The sequence below is a fragment of the Saccharopolyspora shandongensis genome (assembly GCF_900106995.1).
Taxonomy (GTDB): Bacteria; Actinomycetota; Actinomycetes; order Mycobacteriales; family Pseudonocardiaceae; genus Saccharopolyspora; species Saccharopolyspora shandongensis.
Genome location: NZ_FNOK01000011.1, coordinates 123,643 through 143,460 on the forward strand (window position 1 = coordinate 123,643; position 19,818 = coordinate 143,460).

Consider the following 19,818-nt stretch of genomic DNA (forward strand, 5'->3'; position numbering starts at 1 on the left):
TCTTACTCGTTCGTGTCACAGCCCCGGCTCAGCGGCGGCGCGACTTCCGGTCGTCCTTGACGTGGCCCTTGAAAGTCCGGGTCGGGGCGAACTCGCCCAGCTTGTGCCCGACCATCGACTCGGTGACGAACACCGGGATGTGCTTGCGGCCGTCGTGCACCGCGAAGGTGTGGCCCAGCATGTCCGGGATGATCGTCGACCGGCGGGACCAAGTCTTGATCACGGTCTTCTTGCCCGACTCGTTAAGCACGTCCACCTTCTTGAGCAGGTGGTCGTCCACGAACGGGCCCTTCTTCAGGCTGCGTGGCATGTTTGCTTACCTCCCTGCTCAGCGCTTCTTGCCGGTACGGCGACGGCGGACGATGAGCTTGTCACTGGGCTTGCGGCGGCGGGTGCGACCCTCCGGCTTGCCCTTCGGGTTGACCGGGTGACGACCACCGGAGGTCTTGCCCTCACCACCACCGTGCGGGTGGTCCACCGGGTTCATGACGACACCACGGACGGTCGGGCGCTTGCCCTTCCACCGCATGCGGCCGGCCTTGCCCCAGTTGATGTTGGCGTGCTCGGAGTTGCCGACCTCGCCGACGGTGGCCCGGCACCGCGCGTCCACGTTGCGGATTTCGCCCGAGGGCATCCGCAGCTGGGCGTACGGGCCGTCCTTGGCCACCAGCTGCACCCGGGCACCGGCCGAGCGAGCGATCTTCGCACCCTGTCCGGGGCGGAGCTCGATCGCGTGGATCACGGTGCCGGTCGGGATGTTGCGCAGCGGCAGGTTGTTACCCGGCTTGATGTCCGCACGCGCACCGCTCTCGATCGCGTCGCCCTGCTTGATGTTGTTCGGCGCGATGATGTAGCGCTTCTCGCCATCGGCGTAGTGCAGGAGCGCGATCCGAGCACTGCGGTTCGGGTCGTACTCGATGTGCGCGACCTTGGCCGGCACACCGTCCTTGTCGTTGCGGCGGAAGTCGATCACGCGGTAAGCCCGCTTGTGACCGCCACCCTTGTGCCGCGTGGTGATCTTGCCCTGAGCGTTGCGGCCCGCCTTCTTGTTCAGCGGACGGACCAACGACTTCTCCGGCTCCGACCGGGTGATCTCGGCGAAGTCGGACACGCTCGCGCCACGACGGCCCGGCGTCGTCGGCTTGTATTTGCGAATGCCCATTGTTAACGCAACCTCGTCCTAATCAGCACCGGTCAGGCGGCCGGTCCGCCGAAGATCTCGATCGGCTTGCTCTCCGGCGACAGGGTGACGATCGCCCGCTTGGTGTCCTTGCGCTTGCCGAACCCGGAGCGGGAACGCTTGCGCTTGCCGTTGCGGTTGATCGTGTTGACGCTGGTGACCTTGACGTCGAAGATCTTCTCGATCGCGATCTTGATCTCGGTCTTGTTCGAGCGCGGGTCCACCAGGAAGGTGTACTGGCTCTGCTCGAGCAACCCGTAGCTCTTCTCGGAGATCACCGGCGCAAGGATGATGTCTCGCGGGTCGGCGCTCACTGCTCTGCCTCCTCTGCGGAAGACGCGGTGGCCTTGACCGACCGGCCCTTGACCGGGCCCGCGACGAAGCGCTCGTACGCGGCCTTGGTGAACACCACGTCGTCGCTGTTGAGCACGTCGTAGGTGTTCAGCTGACCCGGGTCGATCAGGTGCACATTCTGCAGGTTCCGCAGGCTCAGCCAGGAGTTCTCCTCCTCGTGGCGGTTGAGCACAATCAGAACCTTCTTGGCCTCGGTCCAGTTCCGCAGCGCGGTCTTGGCGGACTTGGTGGACGGCGTCTCGCCGCCGACCACGCCGGTGACCACGTGCAGCTGGCCGGCGCGAACCCGGTCGGAGAGGGCACCGCGCAGGGCGGCGACCTTCATCTTCTTCGGGGTCCGCTGCGAGTAGTCCCGCGGCTGCGGGCCGTGGACAATGCCACCACCGGTGAACTGCGGGGCCCGGATGGAGCCCTGCCGGGCGTTGCCGGTGCCCTTCTGGCGGTACGGCTTCTTGCCGCCGCCGGACACCATGCCGCGCGTCTTCGTGGAGTGCGTGCCCTGGCGCGCGGCGGCCAGCTGGGCCACCACGACCTGGTGCATCAGCGCCACGTTGGCCTGCACGTCGAAGATCTCGGCGGGCAGTTCGACGGTGCTGTCGGTCTTACCGTCCGGGGTACGGACATCGAGCGTCAGGCTCATCACGCACCACCCTTCGCGGGACTCTTAACCAGGACCAGGCCGCCCTTGGGGCCGGGGACGGCACCCTTGATCAGCAGCAGGCCGGTCTCGGACTCCACCTTGTGAACCTTCAGGTTCTGCGTGGTGACGCGGTCGGAACCCATCCGCCCGGCCATCCGCATGCCCTTGAACACGCGACCGGGGGTGGCGCAGCCACCGATGGAACCCGGCTTGCGGTGCACGGCCTGGGTACCGTGGCTGGCGCCCTGGCTGCGGAAACCGTGCCGCTTGATGGTGCCCGCGAAGCCCTTGCCCTTGCTGGTGCCGACGACGTCGACAACCGCGCCCGCCTCGAAGACGTCCGCGCCGAGCTCCTGGCCCAGCTCGTACTCACCGGCGTCGGCGGTGCGCAGCTCCACGACGTGGCGGCGCGGGGTGACGCCGGCCTTGGCGAAGTGGCCGCTCCGCGGCTTGTTCACCTTGCGCGGGTCGATGGCGCCGAACGCCAGCTGCACGGCCGCGTAGCCGTCTTTTTCAGGGGTCCGAATCTGGGTCACCACGTTCGGCCCGGCCTGGACGACGGTCACCGGGACAATCCGGTTCTGGTCGTCGAAGACCTGGGTCATGCCGAGCTTGGTGCCCAGAATCCCCTTGATCTGCCTGTCAGACATAGGTCTCGTTCTCTCCAGCTACCTCGTCGCCGCGCTTACTGGATGTTCACGTCGACGCTGGCCGGCAGGTCGATGCGCATCAGCGCGTCAACCGTCTTCGGCGTCGGCTCGAGGATGTCGATGAGCCGCTTGTGCGTCCGCATCTCGAAGTGCTCCCGCGAGTCCTTGTACTTGTGCGGGGAGCGGATGACGCAGTAGACGTTCTTCTCCGTGGGCAGCGGCACCGGCCCAACGACCCGAGCGCCGGTGCGCGTCACGGTCTCGACGATCTTGCGCGCGGACGCGTCGATCGCCTCGTGGTCGTAGGCCTTGAGCCGGATGCGGATCTTCTGTCCCGCCATAGTGGCTTGCCGTTCCTCTAGTCTCGTGCCGCGGTTTCGTCTTGGGTGCGGGTGCACCGCACCCTCGCGGGCGGTGGTGCCCCACGCGGCCTCAGCCTTGCGTCGTCCCGATGCCGGGAGGCGCCACAGCTCTCAGTCCGCCCCTGTTCAGGTATCTGGTGCCCGGTACACGCGGTCGGGCGTGTCGCCCGGCTACCGCATACCGGTCCCCTCGAACGTCGCCGACGGGGTGGGCCTTGCGGCCCGTACACCTTCTTGTGCCCTGTTCGGCCCGCCCCCGGCGAACCGGCGGCACCAGCACCGCCTGAGAACAGCCGGTGAACCAGAACAAGGGCGCGAGGCCCTCGCAGCAAAGCGGCCGTTGCTTCGAACCTTCTCGATTTCGATCAGTTCAAAACCCGGCCGCCCTGAACGAGCAACCCATACAGGATGGCACACCCGTTTATCCAGCCCAAATCGGGGGTGGCATTACGGGAGAACTGTTGCCGGACTCACCCCGCCCGGGCAGTCCCGTGGCGGAATCCCGGACACCGGCGGGCGCCCTGCATGCGCGGCGGCCTCGCCGCCTCGAAGACGAAACTCCGGCAGGTTTGTCACCTGAAAAGCAAGAGGGCCCGCTCCCGAAGAACGGGAGCGGGCCCTCGCCACGTCACTTGTTGATCTTGGTGACGCGACCGGCGCCGACGGTGCGGCCACCCTCGCGGATCGCGAAGCGCAGACCCTCGTCCATCGCGATGGGCTGGATCAGCTGGACCGACATCTCGGTGTTGTCGCCCGGCATGACCATCTCGGTGCCCTCGGGGAGGGTCACCACGCCGGTCACGTCGGTGGTCCGGAAGTAGAACTGCGGACGGTAGTTGTTGAAGAACGGCGTGTGCCGGCCACCCTCGTCCTTGGACAGGATGTACACCTGAGCCTCGAACTCGGTGTGCGGGGTGGTGGTGCCGGGCTTCACGACGACCATGCCGCGCTCGACCTCTTCGCGCTTGACACCGCGGATCAGCAGACCCACGTTGTCACCCGCCTGGCCCTCGTCGAGCAGCTTGCGGAACATCTCGACACCGGTGACGGTGGTCTTGATCGGCTTCTCCTTGATGCCGACCATCTCCACCTCCTCGTTCACCTTGACCACACCGCGCTCGATGCGGCCGGTGACCACGGTGCCGCGGCCGGTGATGGAGAAGACGTCCTCGATCGGCATCAGGAACGGCTTCTCGATCTCGCGGACCGGGTCCGGGACGTTCTCGTCCACGGCGTCCATCAGCTCGACGATCTTGGCGCCCCACTCGGCGTCGCCCTCCAGCGCCTTCAGCGCGGAAACGCGGACGACCGGCACGTCGTCACCCGGGAACTCCTGGGCCGACAGCAGCTCGCGGACCTCCATCTCGACGAGCTCGAGGATTTCCTCGTCGTCGACCATGTCGGACTTGTTCAGCGCGACCAGGATGTAGGGAACGCCGACCTGGCGGGCCAGCAGCACGTGCTCGCGGGTCTGCGGCATCGGGCCGTCGGTGGCCGCGACCACCAGGATCGCGCCGTCCATCTGCGCGGCACCGGTGATCATGTTCTTCACGTAGTCGGCGTGACCCGGGGCGTCCACGTGGGCGTAGTGGCGCTTCTCGGTCTGGTACTCGACGTGCGCGATCTGAATGGTGATACCGCGCTCGCGCTCCTCCGGCGCCTTGTCGATCTCGTCGAACGGCGTGAAGGGGTTCAGGTCCGGGTACTTGTCGTGCAGAACCTTGGTGATGGCCGCGGTGAGCGTGGTCTTGCCGTGGTCAACGTGACCGATGGTCCCGATGTTGACGTGCGGCTTGTCCCTCTCGAACTTCGCCTTAGCCACTGGATTGTCCTCCTGGACTTGTTAACTTTCCGCCGTACGACTTGTTGTGCCAGGCGGAGTCCTGTCGGGTAGGTGACGAGCGGGCCGCTCCCCTTGCGGGGTGGCGGCCCGTCCGCCGCCGAACTGGAGGGGATTGCTCCCCGGTCGCCTTCGCGAGGCGTTTGCCTCGTGCCCGGCCTCGGCTCAGCCGCGACCGGGCACCGGGTCACTCGCCCGTTGCCTTGGCGATGATCTCCTTCGCCACGTTCGCGGGAACCTCGGCGTAGGAGTCGAACACCATCGAGTAGTTGGCGCGGCCCTGGGTCTTCGACCGCAGGTCGCCGACATACCCGAACATCTCCGACAGCGGCACGAGGGCCTTGACGACGCGGGTACCGCTGCGCTCCTCCATGGCCTGGATCTGACCACGGCGGGAGTTCAGGTCGCCGATGACATCGCCCATGTAGTCCTCGGGCGTGGTCACCTCGACCGCCATCATGGGCTCGAGCAGCGCCGGGGAGGCCTTGGCGGCGGCTTCCTTCAGCGCCATCGAACCGGCGACCTTGAAGGCCATTTCCGACGAGTCGACCTCGTGGTACTGGCCGTCGAGCAAGGTCACCTTCACGCCGACCAGCGGGTAGCCGGCCAGCACGCCGTACTGCATCGCGTCCTGCGCGCCCTGGTCCACCGAGGGGATGTACTCGCGCGGGATGCGCCCACCGGTGACCTTGTTCGCGAACTCGTAGGTCGCGCTCTCCGACGTCTGCTCGATCGGCGACAGGCCGATGATCACGCGCGCGAACTGACCGGAACCACCGGTCTGCTTCTTGTGCGTGTACTCGTACTTGTCGATCGACTTGCGGATCGTCTCGCGGTAGGCCACCTGCGGCTTGCCGATGTTGGCCTCGACCTTGAAGTCGGTCTTCATCCGGTTGACGAGCACCTCGAGGTGCAGCTCGCCCATGCCCTTGATGATGGTCTGACCGGTTTCCTCGTCCAGCTTGACCTGGAACGTGGGGTCTTCCTCGGCGAGCTTCTGGATCGCCGTGGAGAGCTTCTCCTGGTCGGCCTTCGTCTTGGGCTCGATGGCCACCTCGATGACCGGAGCCGGGAAGGTCATCGACTCCAGGACGATCGGGTTCGCCGGGTCGCACAGGGTGTCACCGGTCGTGGTGTCCTTGAGCCCGATCACCGCGTAGATGTGACCGGCCTGGATCTCCTCGACCGGGTTCTCCTTGTTGGAGTGCATCTGGAACATCTTCCCGATGCGTTCCTTGCGCTCCTTGGTCGAGTTGATGACCTGGGTGCCCGCGGCGACCTTGCCCGAGTAGACCCGGACGTAGGTCAGCTTGCCGAAGAACGGGTGCACCGCGATCTTCGAGACCAGCGCGGCGAACGGCTCGTCGACGCTCGGCTTGCGCTCGGCCTGGGTGACGCCGTCGGGCAGCAGACCCTGCACCGGCGGGACGTCCAGCGGCGACGGCAGGTAGTCCACCACCGCGTCCAGCATCGGCTGGACACCCTTGTTCTTGAACGCGGTACCGCACAGGACCGGGAAAGCCTCGCGGCTGTTGGTCAGCTTGCGGATGCCGGCCTTGATCTGCTCCTCGGTCAGCTCCTCGCCGCCGAAGTAGGCCTCCATCAGGGCCTCGTCGGACTCCGCGACGGCCTCGATCAGCTTCTCGCGGTATTCCGCGGCCTTGTCGGCGAGGTCGGCCGGGATTTCCTCGACCTCGTAGTCCTCGCCCTTCTGGACCTCGCCGCGCCAGGTCAGCGCCTTCATGCGGACCAGGTCGATGACGCCCTGGAAGTCCGACTCGGCGCCGATCGGCAGCTGCAGCACCAGCGGCCGGGCGTGGAGGCGATCCTCGATCGTCCGAACCGTGAAGTAGAAGTCCGCACCCAGCTTGTCCATCTTGTTGACGAAGCAGATGCGCGGAACGTCGTACTTGTCCGCCTGACGCCAGACCTGCTCGGACTGCGGTTCGACACCTTCCTTACCGTCGAACACCGCGACCGCGCCGTCCAGGACGCGCAGCGACCGCTCCACCTCGACCGTGAAGTCGACGTGGCCCGGGGTGTCGATGATGTTGATCTGGGTGTCGCCCCAGAAGGTCGTGGTAGCAGCCGAGGTAATGGTGATACCCCGCTTCTGCTCCTCTTCCATCCAGTCCATCGTCGCGGCGCCGTCGTGCACCTCGCCGATCTTGTACGTGATCCCCGTGTAGTAGAGGATCCGCTCGGTCGTGGTGGTCTTGCCCGCATCGATGTGGGCCATGATGCCGATGTTGCGGACCTTGGTCAGGTCTGTCAGCACGTCGCGTGCCACGAGTTTCTTCCCCGTTCCCTACAGCAGGTGCAAGCTGTCGAATCGGTGCGCCGAGGCGGGCAAGAGCCGACCCCACGTCACCAGCGGTAGTGCGCGAAGGCCTTGTTGGACTCCGCCATCTTGTGCGTGTCTTCACGCTTCTTGACGCTCGCACCGAGACCGTTGCTCGCGTCCAGCAGCTCGTTCATCAGGCGCTCGACCATGGTCTTCTCGCGGCGCTGCCGGGAGTAACCGACCAGCCAGCGCAGCGCGAGGGTGGTGGAGCGACCGGCGCGCACCTCGATCGGCACCTGGTAGGTCGCGCCACCGACACGGCGGCTGCGGACCTCCAGGGTCGGCTTCACGTTGTCGAGGGCACGCTTGAGCGTGACGACCGGGTCGGTGCCGGTCTTCTCCCGGCAGCCTTCCAGCGCCGCGTAAACGATCCGCTCGGCCAACGAGCGCTTGCCGTCCACGAGGACCTTGTTCACCAGCTGCGTGACCAGCGGCGCGCCGTACACGGGATCGGCGTGCAGCGGCCGCTTCGGGGCCGGACCCTTGCGGGGCATCAGCTCTTCTCCTTCTTCGCGCCGTACCGGCTGCGAGCCTGCTTACGGTTCTTCACACCCTGGGTGTCAGCGGAACCGCGGATGATCTTGTAGCGCACGCCGGGGAGGTCCTTCACACGACCGCCACGAACGAGCACGATCGAGTGCTCCTGCAGGTTGTGGCCCTCGCCCGGGATGTAGGCCGTGACCTCGATGCCGCTGGTCAGCTTGACACGGGCGACCTTGCGCAGTGCCGAGTTGGGCTTCTTCGGGGTGGTCGTGTACACGCGGGTGCACACGCCACGCCGCTGCGGGCTCCCCTTGAGCGCCGCGGTCTTGGTCTTCGCGACCTTGTCCTGGCGGCCCTTACGGACCAGCTGCTGGATGGTGGGCATGGACCGGCTTTCTGTCAGCGTTCGCGTCTTCTGGTACTCGACCAAGCGGCGCTCGTTCGAGCTTCGGCGTGCCCTGGCGTCGAGCACCTGTCAGGCACTGTGTTTCGGGACTCCTCCCGCACCACGAGGTCGGGCGTGTCGCCCGCTCCTCGGCCTTTCGGCGCCGATGCGCCCCAATGGGAACGACCCCAGAGGGTTGTCAAGAGGAGTTCCACACATCCTCGGCGCTGGCGCGGTCTCAACCAGCGGCTGGCGACCACGTCATGCACGGGCATGCGGATCGACCCGATGGGTGTCGGGTCCGATAAACAAAGATACCTGCCCCGTTCTCAGAGGGTCAAAACGGGGTCCCTCTTGACCTGCTCGATCACCCGGCGCTGCGACGGCGCCACCTCGGGGTGCGAGCTCGCGGCTGTCCTCCCGGTCACTCTACCCAGGCTGACAAGAGCCTCCCGCAGAGCGAGATCGCTCACATCGGCCAGATCATTCGGCCGGCCACACCACGACCCAGCTGGTCTGCCCGATCGGCTGCCCGGCCGCCGGGTGCTGGCGCTGGATGCGGCCGTGGTCCCGGCGCAGCGGCCGCGGATCGCCGTCCGGGCCGCCGACGACGACCTCCACCCCGACGGCGTTGGCCACCGCGAGCGCCTCCGGCGGCGTCCGGCCGACCAGGTCCGGGATGGGCCGCGGATCGCCGTAGTAGTCGAGGTACCGGCCGCGCCCGGACGACTCCCTCATGACGCCGCCCCGAAGTCGGCGGTGGTGGTGAGAGGGGCCCTCCGCAGTGTTGCCAATGCGGTCTCCTGCCGTGTCGCCCCCGAAAATCGCCATGCGGGAGCGTACCGGCGGCCGAGCCGTCGGCCACGCCCCCGGATGGCCCAAAGGGACGCCGGTGAGCAGAGGTGTTTCCGCTGGTCGTTCCTGCTGTTCGGTCAGGCCTCCGCGAGCCAGCCGTCCGCGACCAGCGCGCGCAGGTCCGCCGGGAGGACGAAGGCGGTGCCGCCGCCGACCTGGCCGAAGTCCGGCTTCGCCACGCCGGAGATCACCTGGAACCCGGTGAGCACCCGGTACTTGCGGTAGTCCCCGGCCGGCTGCTGCGGCGGCGCGGATCGCTGCGGCAGCGTCGTGCCCGCGACGAAGACCGTGTTGCCCGCCGGGTCGCCGAACCTGTCGACCTCGTCACCCGCGCGCAGGTCGACGAGGAACTTGTCGTCGTAGGCGTCCAGCGGCGGCTCGCCGGGCAGCGGCCGGATCGGGCACTCGAAGTCGGCCAGCGGCTCGTCGGGCGCGCGCAGGAACTGGTCCCGGGTCAGCGCCATCGCGCCGATCAGGTGCGCGGCGGCGGAGAACGGCTCCGGGAACCTGGACTTGTTCTTGACCGCGCCGCCGTCGACGCAGAACACCGCCCACCAGCCGTCGAGCTCGCGGAGCATGCACCAGCCGCCCTCGACGGGCTGCTCGAAGCTGTAGAACCGGCGGCTCATGCCCATCGCGCCGATGAAGCCCCTGGCCAGCTCGATCGCTTCGGCCGGCGGGACGTTCTCCAGGGCGTCCGGGTCGGCGCCCAGCACCAGCGCCTTGGCCTCCGCCGCGGCGCGCTCGGCGACGATCTCCGGCGGCCGGTGGCCGTTGCGCCGGACGTGCTCGAGGAAGTCGCGCGGCGGCGCGATGTCGTGCACTCCGAGGTAGTAGGCCATCGCCAGCGGCCACACCCAGGTTCCGTCGGTGTGGAACTGCTTGGGCACCTCCGGTGGCTGCTGCGGGTCCACCTCGTCCGCCGAGGTGCCGGGGGCCGACAGCAGGATCTCGCCGCCGTAGAGGTAGTCGAGCACCATCTGCTTCTCGGCCCACGGCAGCGCGGGCCGGTGCGCCACCGGGCGGTCGTCCGCGCCGCGGCCGTCGAAGACCTGGACCATGCGGACGGCGCCGGGGATCTCGAAGCCGCCGCGGTTGTCCGCGTGGTGCTGGAACGCGGCTTCGAACAGCCAGTCCGGCGCCGTCATCCGCGGGTAGAAGCGCAGCTCGTCGTAGTACGCGCGGAAGCCCTCGTCGTCGCGCGTCCACTGCGGAGCATCGTGCCCGGTCCGGTAGTCGGCGCCGTCGCGGCTGATGGCGATGCTCGCCGTGGTCCACGCACCGGTGTCCGGGCGGTACTCGACGTTGCGGAGCCCGCGCAGCGCGTCGACGACCTCCTGCGCCGGGATCCACTGGTGCTCTTCGTCGGTGGTGACGGTCGCGGTGATCTCGATCCGGGCGCCCAGGGCCGTGCAGTTCACCTGGGCCTCGCGCCAGCCTTCCGGCAGCGCGGCGGCGAGCGCGCCGTGCAGCGAGTCGACCAGCTCCTGCCGCAACGCCGACCGGTCCGGCACCGAACCATAGGACGCCGGCGCCGGGAACTGCGGGCGCACCGGGTGGGCGTCGTCCTCCTGCTCGAAGAACACCGCGGTCACCTGCTCGACCGGGATCGCATCCGGCCTGCCGTTGATCCGCGCCCCGCCGTCCCGCAGGTCGATCACCAGCTGGGGTTCGCCGTCGATGACGCCGTACAACCCCGGGATGTGCGTACCGAGGATCACTTGCCCTCCCCCTCGAAGGTCTCGGTGCGAACGACTCCGTTGATGCGGCGCGGCGCGGGCTTGGGCGCCGGGAACTCCGCGGCGGGCTCGTCACCGGCCGTCCGCAGCGCGGGCTCCGGAACCGACCACTGCGGGCGGACGGGATAGCGCTCGTTCCAGTCCTCATCGGTCGGCGGCTCGATCGCGGCGGGTCCCGGCTGGAACGCGCCCCGGCCGAACTCGGCGACGCAGTCCAGCGCCACCTGCTCGACGACGTCGCGCAGCTCCAGCTCGGCCAGCCAGTCGACCGGGAGGGCTCCGACGCCGAGCAGCGCGCCCACGATGTTCCCGCAGATCGCACCGGTCGAGTCGCTGTCGCCGTCGTGGTGCACGGCGATCCGCAGTGCCAGCTCGACGTCCTCGCCGCCGACCAGCGCCGCGCACACCGCGATCGCCAGCGCCTCCTCGCCGACCCAGCCGCCGCCGAGCGTCTCGGCGACCTGCTGCGGCGTCGGCACGCCCGCCTCGGCCAGGTCCACGGCGGCCTTCAGCATGGCGCTGGTCTCCTCGTGGTCCTCCCAGGTCTCCAGGACCTGCAGGGCCAGCCACACGCCGTCGTCGAGGCCGCGGCCGAGCAGCGCCTGCTGGACGATCACCGCGAGCGCCCCGGCGGAGTGGTAGCCCGCGGGGTGGCTGTGGGTCAGCGCGGCGGTGCGGGCCGCCAGCCGGAACACCTCGGCGGGATCGGTGGAGCACAGCGCGGCCGGGGCGGCGCGCATCACGCCGCCGCAGCCCTTCGAGTCGTTGATCTTCTCGGTGAACGAGCCGGCCGGGTGGCCCTCGCCGAACCGGGCCAGCGCGCGGAACACGGTCTTGCCGGGGGCGCGGGTCTTGAACAGGCCGGGCACCTCGATCAGCCAGCCGTCGGGCGCGGGGTAGTCGGGGAGGAACCGCCCGGCGGCGGCATCCCACTCGACGCCCTGCGTGTGCAGCCAGCGCTGGTAGGCCAGCTGGACCTCGGGCAGCGGGTCCTCGGCCCCGAGCATCCGGGCGGCGACGCTGCCGCGGATCAGGCCCTCGGCGGTGAACAGCGTCATCTGCGTGTCGTCGGTGATCGCGCCGTGCACCCCGTACGCCTCGCGCAGGCCGCTCGGCCCGTCGGGGCCGAAGCGCTTGGCGATCTCCTCGGCGGTGATGAACTCCAGGTCGGCGCCGAGGGCGTCGCCGAGCGCCCCGCCGAGGAAGCAGCCCAGCACGCGCTCGGTCAGCGACGGCGCGCTGTCGTCGGGCCGGTCGGCCTTGGCGTGCTCGCCGCGGACGATCGGCGGCACCGCCACCGCGGGCTCGGCGGGCTTGGGGTCGGTTGCGGCCTGGAGCGCCTCGACGGCCTGTTCGCGCTTGTCGACCTCGGCCTGCTCGACCGCGGCCTGCTCTTCCAGCTCGGCGTCTTTGAGCTTGACCTCTTCGAGCTCGGTGTCTTGAAGCACGGCGCCTTCGGGCTCGCCGTCGTCGAACACGACGTCCTTGAGCACGGCGCCCTTGAGCTCGGCGCGTTCGGGCACGGCGTTTTCGAGCGCCGCGTCCTGAATCACGACGTCTTCGAGCTCGGTGTCTTCCGGCGCGGTGGATTCGGCGACGCTCGGCCGCGCGATGTGATCGGCGCCCAACGGCTCGGCCTCGATCTCCGCCGCCAAGGCGATGTCCGGCTTTCCGGACTCCACCAGGTCTGCGTCGAGCGCGTCCTCCGGTTCGAGCTTGGCGGGCTCCGGTTCTGCTTCCTGGACCGCGGCGTCTTCCAAGATCGGCTTGAAGACGCTCGGCCGGGCGATGTGGTCGGGGCCGAGCGCGGGCTCTTCGACCCGCACTTCTCCGGCGTCGAATGCGTCGGACAGCCCGAGCGGCTCCGCCTGCTCGACCTCCGCCGGCGCGGGCTCCACGAAGGCCGGGAAAACCGCCACATCGGCCTCCGGCTCGTCGGCTCCTGCCGGGTCGGCGTCCACTTCGAGCGCATCCGGCAGGTTTTCTGCCGGTTCGAGGTCGATCGGCGCGCGCGCCGGCGGCTCCATGTCGACCGGTTCGCGCTCCACCGGCGGAGTGGCGAGGGGCTGGTCTTCGGAGGAAGCGGGGACGACGTCCTCCGCGAGGACGGACATCGCGGGCTCCGGCGCCACGTCGGCGACGACAAACCCCTGCTCGGCGTCGTCTTCTTCCACTGCGCCGGTTGCGACGGCATCGGCAGGTCGCTCGGCGATGTCGCCGGGCTCCGGCACGATGATCCGCCTGAAGTCCCGGTCAGCGGCGCGCGGTTCGGCGTCGACCTGCTCGGGCTCGGCAGGCGTCGCGCGGACTTCCGGTTCCCGAGCCGCGGCGCGGGGAGCGGCCAGCGGCGGGAAGGCCCCGATCTGCGGTTCGGCGTCGACCTGCTCCGACTCGGCCGGGGTGTCGACCGCCGGGAACACCGTGGTGGTTTCGACCGGGGCCCCGTTCGACAGCAGGCGCGGCACCGGGATCGGGCCGGTGCTCGACGGGTCGGTCGCCGTGAATTCCGCCTGAGTTTCGGTGCGGGCCGCCGGGAAGGTCGGGGCGCCGATGTTCTCCGAGCGCGCGCTCTGCGGCTGGATGCCCTGCGGGGGCGTGTCGACGGCGTCCGGTGCGGCCGTGATCGCGGGCATGATCATGGTCCGCTCGGCGAAGCCTTCGACGGTGTTCGGCGCGCCGGCGCCGAGTTCCCGGGGGCCGCCGAGCCGCCCGGAGTTCGGCGCGTACCGCTGGGCCCACTGCGGCGGCGGTGGCGGCGCGAAGGCTTCGGTGGCGTCCGCGCAGAGGATCTCGATGACCTCGCGCAGTTCCAGTTCTTCCGCCCACTGCGCGGGAATCCCGCCCGGCCCGTAGATCGCGCCGGCGAGCTGCCCGGCCAGCGCGCCGGTGACGGCGCTGTCGCTGGACTGGTTCACGGCGACCCGGACCGCGTCGGCGAAGTTCCGGGTGCTGCCCACCGCGGCCAGCGCGATGCCGAGCTCGCCGGGCTTGTTGTTGGTGTCGAACTCGATGTCTAGGTCCGAGGGGGAAGGGCGAACGCCCCGCTGCCCGACGAACATCGCCGCGTGCACGGTCCGCCGGACGTCGGCGGGGACCTCGCGGACCTGGTACGCGCTGCCGAGCCGGTTGCGGTCGGATGCGGTCACCGCGTCCCACAACGGCACCCCGCGGATCAGCTGGGCCAGCACGTCGGCGTGCATGCCGGCCGCGCTGACGGAGTTCGGGGCGGAGGTGAACAGGTTCGCGGTGGAGGCGCCGGTCGAGTACACGGCCTCCGGCGCGTTCGACCACACCATGGCCGGCGCGGCCCAGGCCACGCAGTCCGCCAAACCGTCCATGCCGGTCGGAGGACGCAGCAGGCCGTCTGCCCCGAGCGGGGACTGCCGGGCCATCCGCCCGAGCAGGGAGATCGCCGCGCCCTCCGGGTTGCGGGTCGAGTACAGCTCCGGCCGTTCGAGCAACCAGCTGTTGGGCGCGGGTTCCGTCGACAGGTACGCCGACATCGCGTAATCCCACGGGACGCCCTGGGTGTGCAGCCAGCGCAGGTAGTTGGTGAAGACGAACTCGGTCGGCAACCACCCGTTGCCACCCGGGTTCGCGGCCTTCGCCCGCAGCAGCGCTTCCATGGTGAACACGGTGAGCTGGGTCAGGTCGCTGACCGCGCCGCGCCGCCCGAAGACGGGCAGGTATTCGACGACGCCCTGCGGCCCGAACCACTGCTGGATCTCGGCGGTGCTGGTGTTGCGCACGCCGGCGCCGAGGGCGTCGCCAACGGCCCCGCCGAGCATGGCGCCGCGGAAGCGTTCGGCCCACGACAGCTGCGGCGGTCGGGCGTCGGTCATCGCGATGTCTCCCTCATGGTCACCAGGCGGGGTACCGCCGGGTCCACCCCGGGTCGGTCGGCGGCCCGGGGCTGAACTCGACCAGCGCATCCTTGGCCAGCGTCTCGACGAGCTCCCGCAGCTCCAGGGACGCGAGCCACTCCGGAGGAACGGCCCGAGCCCCGTAAAGAGCCCCCGCAATGTTGCCGCACACGATCCCGGTGGAGTCGGAGTCCCCCGAGTGGTTCACGGACAGCAGAAGCGCGTCCCTCAAGTTATCGGTGGCCAGCGCGGCGTAGAGCCCGATCGCGAGAGCTTCCTCCCCGACCCAGCCCTGACCGAGTGTGTCCTTGATCTCCTCGGGACTGACGGCGCCCTTCTTCGCGAGCTCGACGGCAGCGTCGAGGAACTTCAACTGCTCCTCGTGCCTCCGCCACCGCAACAGCAGATCCCGTGCCATCCGGACGCTTTCCGGCAACGGCACATCGCGGATCAGCTGGTGCACGATCACGGCGAGCACTCCGGCGGAAAGGTAGCCGCTGGGATGGCTGTGCGTCAGCGCGGCCGTGCCGACGGCGGCGAAGAACACCTCGGCCGGGTCGTTGGACCACACCGCGACCGGCGCGGCGCGCATGACGCCGCCGCAACCCTTGGAGTCGTTGATCTTGAACTGCGGAGTGGCGTGCTGATGCGTCTGGGCGAACTTGGCGAGGGCGGACATGCAGGTGCTGCCCGGAGCCCTCGTGCTGAACAGCTCGGGATGGGTGATCAACCATCCATCGGGCTGCTGCAAGTGCTGCGCATAGGGCCCGCCGGCGCGATCCCACGGCTGGCTCTGGGTGTGGAACCACCGCTGATAAGCGTGCTGCACCTCAGGAACGGGATCGTTGTCGGTCGGATTGATCCGCCGGGCGACATGAGCGCGGATGAGCCCTTCGAGGGTGAACAGCATCATCTGCGTGTCGTCAGAAACCTGCGCAACGCCGTCCCGAAGCACCGGCCTGGTGAGCCCGGCATCCCCGTGGTTGCGCCGAATCATCCCGATGTCGTGGAACTCGATAGCAAACCCAAGAGCATCCCCCATCGCACCGCCCAACATCGAACCGATGAACCGCTCGTGGGGGTTGGGCGGCTGTGCAGGCGGAGCGGGTTGCTGCGGCTGAGCCTGAACCTGCGGCTGTGCGGACCCGGTCGCCGGAGACGTGTTCGCAGGGGTGCCTCCGGTTTCGCCGCCCGGGTCCGGCTGGGGCTCTTCGGCTGGGAGTTCTTCCAGCGCTCTCAGCAGCGCTTTTCCTCCGATGTGCGCCTGGTGGCGCGCACCCAGGTCAACGACCAGGTCGACATCGTCGAAAGCACGCTTCATCTGGGCAACCGCAGCCCGGACCTTTCCCTTGGCGGAGTCGGGAATGTACTTGGGACTGGAGCCGGCAACGAGCGCCGACTTCCCGCCAAGCGGGATGGCCGCCGGGACTCCGTCTTCGTGCGCGAGGAGAGCGACCTCGGACTGCGCCACCGCCAAGAGCATCGACCTGTCGGACACGTAGCCGGTCGTCCACAGGTGCAGGACCTTCTCCAGTGGGCTCTCCGGCTGCGGGAAGCCCAAGGTGGCCGGGCTCGGCCGGTACTCGGAATTCAGCTGGTACCGCGCGGAGAGCGTGCCGTTCTCATCGACCCAGTACGCGCCGATCAAGGCGTGCTCCGGGATGTTCTCTCGTGCCTCGTCGCGATACATCTGATCCGGCACCGCCAACCAGGTCCCTGGCTGCCGCGCAGCCTCGGCGCGCAGCTCATCGGTGACCGCTGGCGCGGAAACCTCGATGGCCCGCGAGCCGATCAGCTGCAAGTCGTGCAGCTCGCCCTGGGTGAGGATCCGCACATTCCGCTCGGCGAGCAGCGGCAGCAACCGGTAGCCGTTGACCGTGGTGGTGCCCGCCCCTAGCTCCGGCATCCCGAGGTCCGGCACGGCACTCTTGTCCGTGCAGACCCAGATCTGCTCCTTGGGCTGACCCTCGACCTGGAAAAACGCGGGCTGCGACGAATCCGGCGACGTGACCAACAGCAGGCTCGCAACCAAGAACTCCCGGTAGACGTCCTCGATCGGCCCCTGCTCGGCCGCATACCGCTCGATCGCCTGCTCAAGCGCGGTCAACTCCGGCTCTGTCGCTCGGCTCATTTTCCCCTCCCCAGTGGAACCCGACTCACCCCGCCCAACCGAGTCTTTCAGTTCGACGCCCTCAGCTGAACTTCCACGCGGAGCGTCACATCCGCAGTCCTCGGTGGCCGAGGGAACCGCGTCGGCGGGCGAAGTTCCCCCAGCAGGCGAGATCGGATACCGCTGCTGCCACTCGGCATCGTCCCGAGGCTCTGGCCCGAACTGCTCGCAGGCGTCCTGGGCGAGCCGGTGCAGCATGTGTCCGCCGGTCAGCCCCTCCGCCCAATGCGCGGGAATCCCGCGCACTCCGTCGAAGCTGCTTCCTAGCAGAGCGCCGCACAACGCACCGGTGACCGCGCTGTTCCCGGAGTGGTTCACCGCGATCCGAAGGGATTCGTCGAAGTCCCACGACGCAGCGGTAGCAGCGCAGAACGCGATCGCGATCGCCTCCGCAGGAGTATCACCGGAACCGAGTTGTTCGATCTGTTCTGGCGTGATCCCGTGCCGCGCGATGCGTTCCGCACGACTCAGCAGCGCGAGCAGTTCGGAATCATCGAGCTCGCCAAGCAGCCTTTCAGCCGTGGTGAGCCCTCGCCCAGGGTTATGCGTGAAGATGCACTGCTGCAGCATCACGACGAACGCAGCGATGGAAGAGGCATCCTCGGCATCGGCCGAAGTGGATGCCGCTCCGCGCGCTGCTTGGAACAGACGTGAGTAGACCTCCGTCCACAGAGCCAAGGGCACGTACCGAACGACTTCGTCCGCCCGGTTGTCGACCAACGCCAACGAGCTCGCGAACTGCGGGTCGATCGGATAGTGGGCCGCCGACTCCGCGATCACGTCGTTCGCGAAGGCGGGCAACCGCTGTGCGGCCAGCTCATACGCCTCGGCGAGCGCCTGACCGAGGTCCGGCTCATCGCCGGCGACACGGGCCCGATCGGCTCTGATCACCGCATCCAACGACAGGGCCAACCGCAGCAGGCTGGACGGCAGCTGTTCGGCAGTCGGCGCGTAGCTCGTGATCCCACGATCTCCGAACTGCTGCCGGATCTGCGGCCAACTCATCTCGGATACCGCCGACCCGAGCCGATCCCCGATGGCGAATCCGACCACCGCACCGAGTGCCCGGCCCTGCCGCTCTTCGCGATCACGGCCACGACCCAACACCGTCGGTTCACCCCGACGCGTGCGCCGCTCCACCTCGCCGTCCGCCATCTCAGCCCCAGCCCGTTTCGTCAGTCATCGCGATGCATTCCCCGCGGTCACCAGGCGGGGTAGCGCTGGGTCCAGGACTGATCGGTCGGCGGGCCAGGGCTGAACTCGACCAGCGCATCCTTTGCCAGGGTCTCTACGAGCTCCCGCAGTTCCAAGACGGAGAGCCACTCCTGCGGAATGGCTCGAGCACCGTAAAGCGCTCCAGCGATGTTGCCGCACACGATCCCGGTCGAAGGCGAGCTCCCCGAGTGGTTCACGGCCAACAGCAACGCATCCCGCAGGTTGTCGGTGGCCAGCACGGCGTAGAGGCCGATCGCGAGAGCTTCCTCTCCGACACGGCCGTGCCCGAGGGTGTTGTTGAGTTCTTCCGGACTTGCGGGGCCCTTCTTTGCCAGCTCAACAGCGGCATCCAGGACCTGCAGCTGCTCCTCGTGTCCGCGCCACCGCAGCAGCAGGCCTCGGGCCATCCGAACGCTCTCCGGCAACGACACATCGCGGATCAGTTGGTGCACGATCACCGCGAGCACCCCGGCGGAGAGGTAGCCGGAGGGATGGCCGTGCGTCAGCGCAGCGGTGCCGACAGCCGCGTAGAAGACCTCGGCGGGATCGTTGGACCACACCGCAACCGGCGCGGCGCGCATCACCCCGCCCCGCCCCTTGGAGTCGTTGATCTTGAACTGCGGAGTGGCGTGCTGGTGCGTCCGCGCGAAATTCGCCAACGCATGCCGACACGTGCTGCTCGGAGCGCGAACACCGAACAGCCCAGAATTCGTGATCAACCATCCATCGGGCTGCTGCAGGTGCTGCGCATAAGGGCCGCCGCACCGTTCCCACAGTTCATCTTGCGTGTGGAACCACCGCTGATAAGCGTGCTGAACCTCGGGAACAGGATCGTTGTCCGTCGGATTGATCCGCCGAGCGACATGAGCCCGGATGAGCCCTTCGAGGGTGAACAGCATCATCTGCGTGTCATCGGAGACCTGAGCGACACCGTCGCGAAGCACCGGAGAAGTGAGACCAGCACCCCCATGATTCCGCCGAATTGTGGGAATGTCGTGGAACTCGATGCCGAACCCAAGGGCATCTCCCATTGCGCCGGCCAGCATCGAACCAACGAACCGCTCGTGGGCGTCGACAGGTGTCGGCTCGGCCGGAGCAGCTCCGGCCGGTTCGGGCGTTCCGAACTTTTCGAACAGGTCGGACGACAATTCCTCGATCTTCTGGGCGGTCGCCAGCTTCCGCCGCCACAGCAGTGGAAAGGCTCCGGAGCCGTGCCGCGCCCCCGTCAGCAAGCCGCAGGCGACCGCAGTGGTGCTGCCGTTCTCGACCGACGAAGCATGCAGCTCGGCTCGCCCATCAGGGCCGAACCGCCACGTGAGGTACAGCGCCCTCGTGACGACCGCTGCGCTGGAGGAGCCACCTCCCAGCGTTGCCAGCGCTTCCTCCAACGGCAGCTTCTCCGCAGCGCGCGCGTTTTCGGCCAGGAACTCCAACCGGCCGCGGAGTCCGTCGTCCACGCCCCAGCGGTCGAGCTGCTCGATCGAGCTCGCCGCGATCCTGATCAGGTTCTGGTCGCCATCGGTCAAAGCCCGCACCAGGGAGAGGACCAGCACGGCAGCGCCTGCGCTCTCCACCGGGGCGAAGCCCAACTGCTGCCCCGCCGACATCCCTCGGCGAAATGCTTCTTCGTCGGTCACACCAAGGCTGGCGAGGGCCACCGGAACGGACACGGCGAAGGCTCCGAGGTCTCCGGTGCCGGCGCTGAATCCACGCGCGATCGAGCTCGGGAGCGCCACAG

At 68.6% G+C, this 19,818-nt stretch carries 15 protein-coding genes; all 15 read right to left on the minus strand.

Annotated elements, in window-relative coordinates; all coding sequences use genetic code 11:
- Positions 1-28: 28 nt before the first annotated feature.
- The 15 genes from rpsS to BLW84_RS14415 all read right to left on the minus strand — a co-directional run bounded on the left by rpsS (position 29) and on the right by BLW84_RS14415 (position 19,513).
- Positions 29-310: a 30S ribosomal protein S19 gene (gene rpsS / locus BLW84_RS14345; RefSeq protein ID WP_093265642.1), complete on the minus strand. Its 282-nt coding sequence runs from the start codon at positions 308-310 to the stop codon at positions 29-31.
- Positions 311-328: 18 nt separating this feature from the next.
- Positions 329-1,162 carry a 50S ribosomal protein L2 gene (rplB, locus tag BLW84_RS14350; protein WP_093265644.1) on the minus strand — a complete coding sequence of 278 codons (834 nt, stop codon included), beginning with the start codon at positions 1,160-1,162 and terminating at the stop codon, positions 329-331.
- 32 nt (positions 1,163-1,194) lie between these two features.
- Entirely contained in the window at positions 1,195-1,494 is a 300-nt protein-coding gene (gene rplW / locus BLW84_RS14355; protein WP_093265646.1) for a 50S ribosomal protein L23, read from the minus strand.
- Positions 1,491-2,174 carry a 50S ribosomal protein L4 gene (gene rplD / locus BLW84_RS14360; RefSeq protein ID WP_093265647.1) on the minus strand — a complete coding sequence of 228 codons (684 nt, stop codon included), beginning with the start codon at positions 2,172-2,174 and terminating at the stop codon, positions 1,491-1,493. The genes rplW and rplD overlap by 4 nt, the downstream gene beginning before the upstream one ends.
- A complete protein-coding gene (gene rplC, locus BLW84_RS14365) occupies positions 2,174-2,824 on the minus strand; it encodes a 50S ribosomal protein L3 (protein WP_093265649.1) in 651 nt (216 codons plus the stop codon). Before rplC ends, rplD begins: the two co-directional genes overlap by 1 nt.
- 35 nt (positions 2,825-2,859) lie before the next feature.
- Complete coding sequence (rpsJ, locus tag BLW84_RS14370; protein ID WP_009948626.1) at positions 2,860-3,165, minus strand: 30S ribosomal protein S10; 306 nt, start codon at positions 3,163-3,165, stop codon at positions 2,860-2,862.
- Between the two features lie 649 nt (positions 3,166-3,814).
- Complete coding sequence (tuf, locus tag BLW84_RS14375) at positions 3,815-5,008, minus strand: elongation factor Tu (RefSeq protein WP_093265650.1); 1,194 nt, start codon at positions 5,006-5,008, stop codon at positions 3,815-3,817.
- Between the two features lie 205 nt (positions 5,009-5,213).
- Entirely contained in the window at positions 5,214-7,316 is a 2,103-nt protein-coding gene (gene fusA / locus BLW84_RS14380; protein ID WP_093265652.1) for an elongation factor G, read from the minus strand.
- A gap of 77 nt (positions 7,317-7,393) precedes the next feature.
- Positions 7,394-7,864 carry a 30S ribosomal protein S7 gene (gene rpsG, locus BLW84_RS14385; protein WP_010315434.1) on the minus strand — a complete coding sequence of 157 codons (471 nt, stop codon included), beginning with the start codon at positions 7,862-7,864 and terminating at the stop codon, positions 7,394-7,396.
- Positions 7,864-8,238 carry a 30S ribosomal protein S12 gene (gene rpsL / locus BLW84_RS14390; protein ID WP_009948619.1) on the minus strand — a complete coding sequence of 125 codons (375 nt, stop codon included), beginning with the start codon at positions 8,236-8,238 and terminating at the stop codon, positions 7,864-7,866. Before rpsL ends, rpsG begins: the two co-directional genes overlap by 1 nt.
- Positions 8,239-8,721: 483 nt before the next feature.
- Positions 8,722-8,976, minus strand: coding sequence for a PASTA domain-containing protein (locus BLW84_RS14395; RefSeq protein ID WP_093265654.1), 255 nt, complete (start codon positions 8,974-8,976; stop codon positions 8,722-8,724).
- A 194-nt stretch (positions 8,977-9,170) separates the two neighbouring features.
- Positions 9,171-10,814, minus strand: coding sequence for a TNT domain-containing protein (locus tag BLW84_RS14400; RefSeq protein ID WP_093265655.1), 1,644 nt, complete (start codon positions 10,812-10,814; stop codon positions 9,171-9,173).
- On the minus strand, positions 10,811-14,674 hold the full coding sequence (locus BLW84_RS14405) for an ADP-ribosylglycohydrolase family protein (protein WP_093265657.1): 3,864 nt from the start codon (positions 14,672-14,674) through the stop codon (positions 10,811-10,813). The genes BLW84_RS14400 and BLW84_RS14405 overlap by 4 nt, the downstream gene beginning before the upstream one ends.
- A 19-nt stretch (positions 14,675-14,693) precedes the next feature.
- Complete coding sequence (locus BLW84_RS14410; RefSeq protein ID WP_093265658.1) at positions 14,694-18,020, minus strand: type VII secretion system-associated protein; 3,327 nt, start codon at positions 18,018-18,020, stop codon at positions 14,694-14,696.
- A gap of 47 nt (positions 18,021-18,067) precedes the next feature.
- Positions 18,068-19,513, minus strand: a complete 1,446-nt coding sequence (locus tag BLW84_RS14415; RefSeq protein WP_245761141.1) for an ADP-ribosylglycohydrolase family protein — start codon at positions 19,511-19,513, stop codon at positions 18,068-18,070.
- Positions 19,514-19,818: the final 305 nt, after the last annotated feature.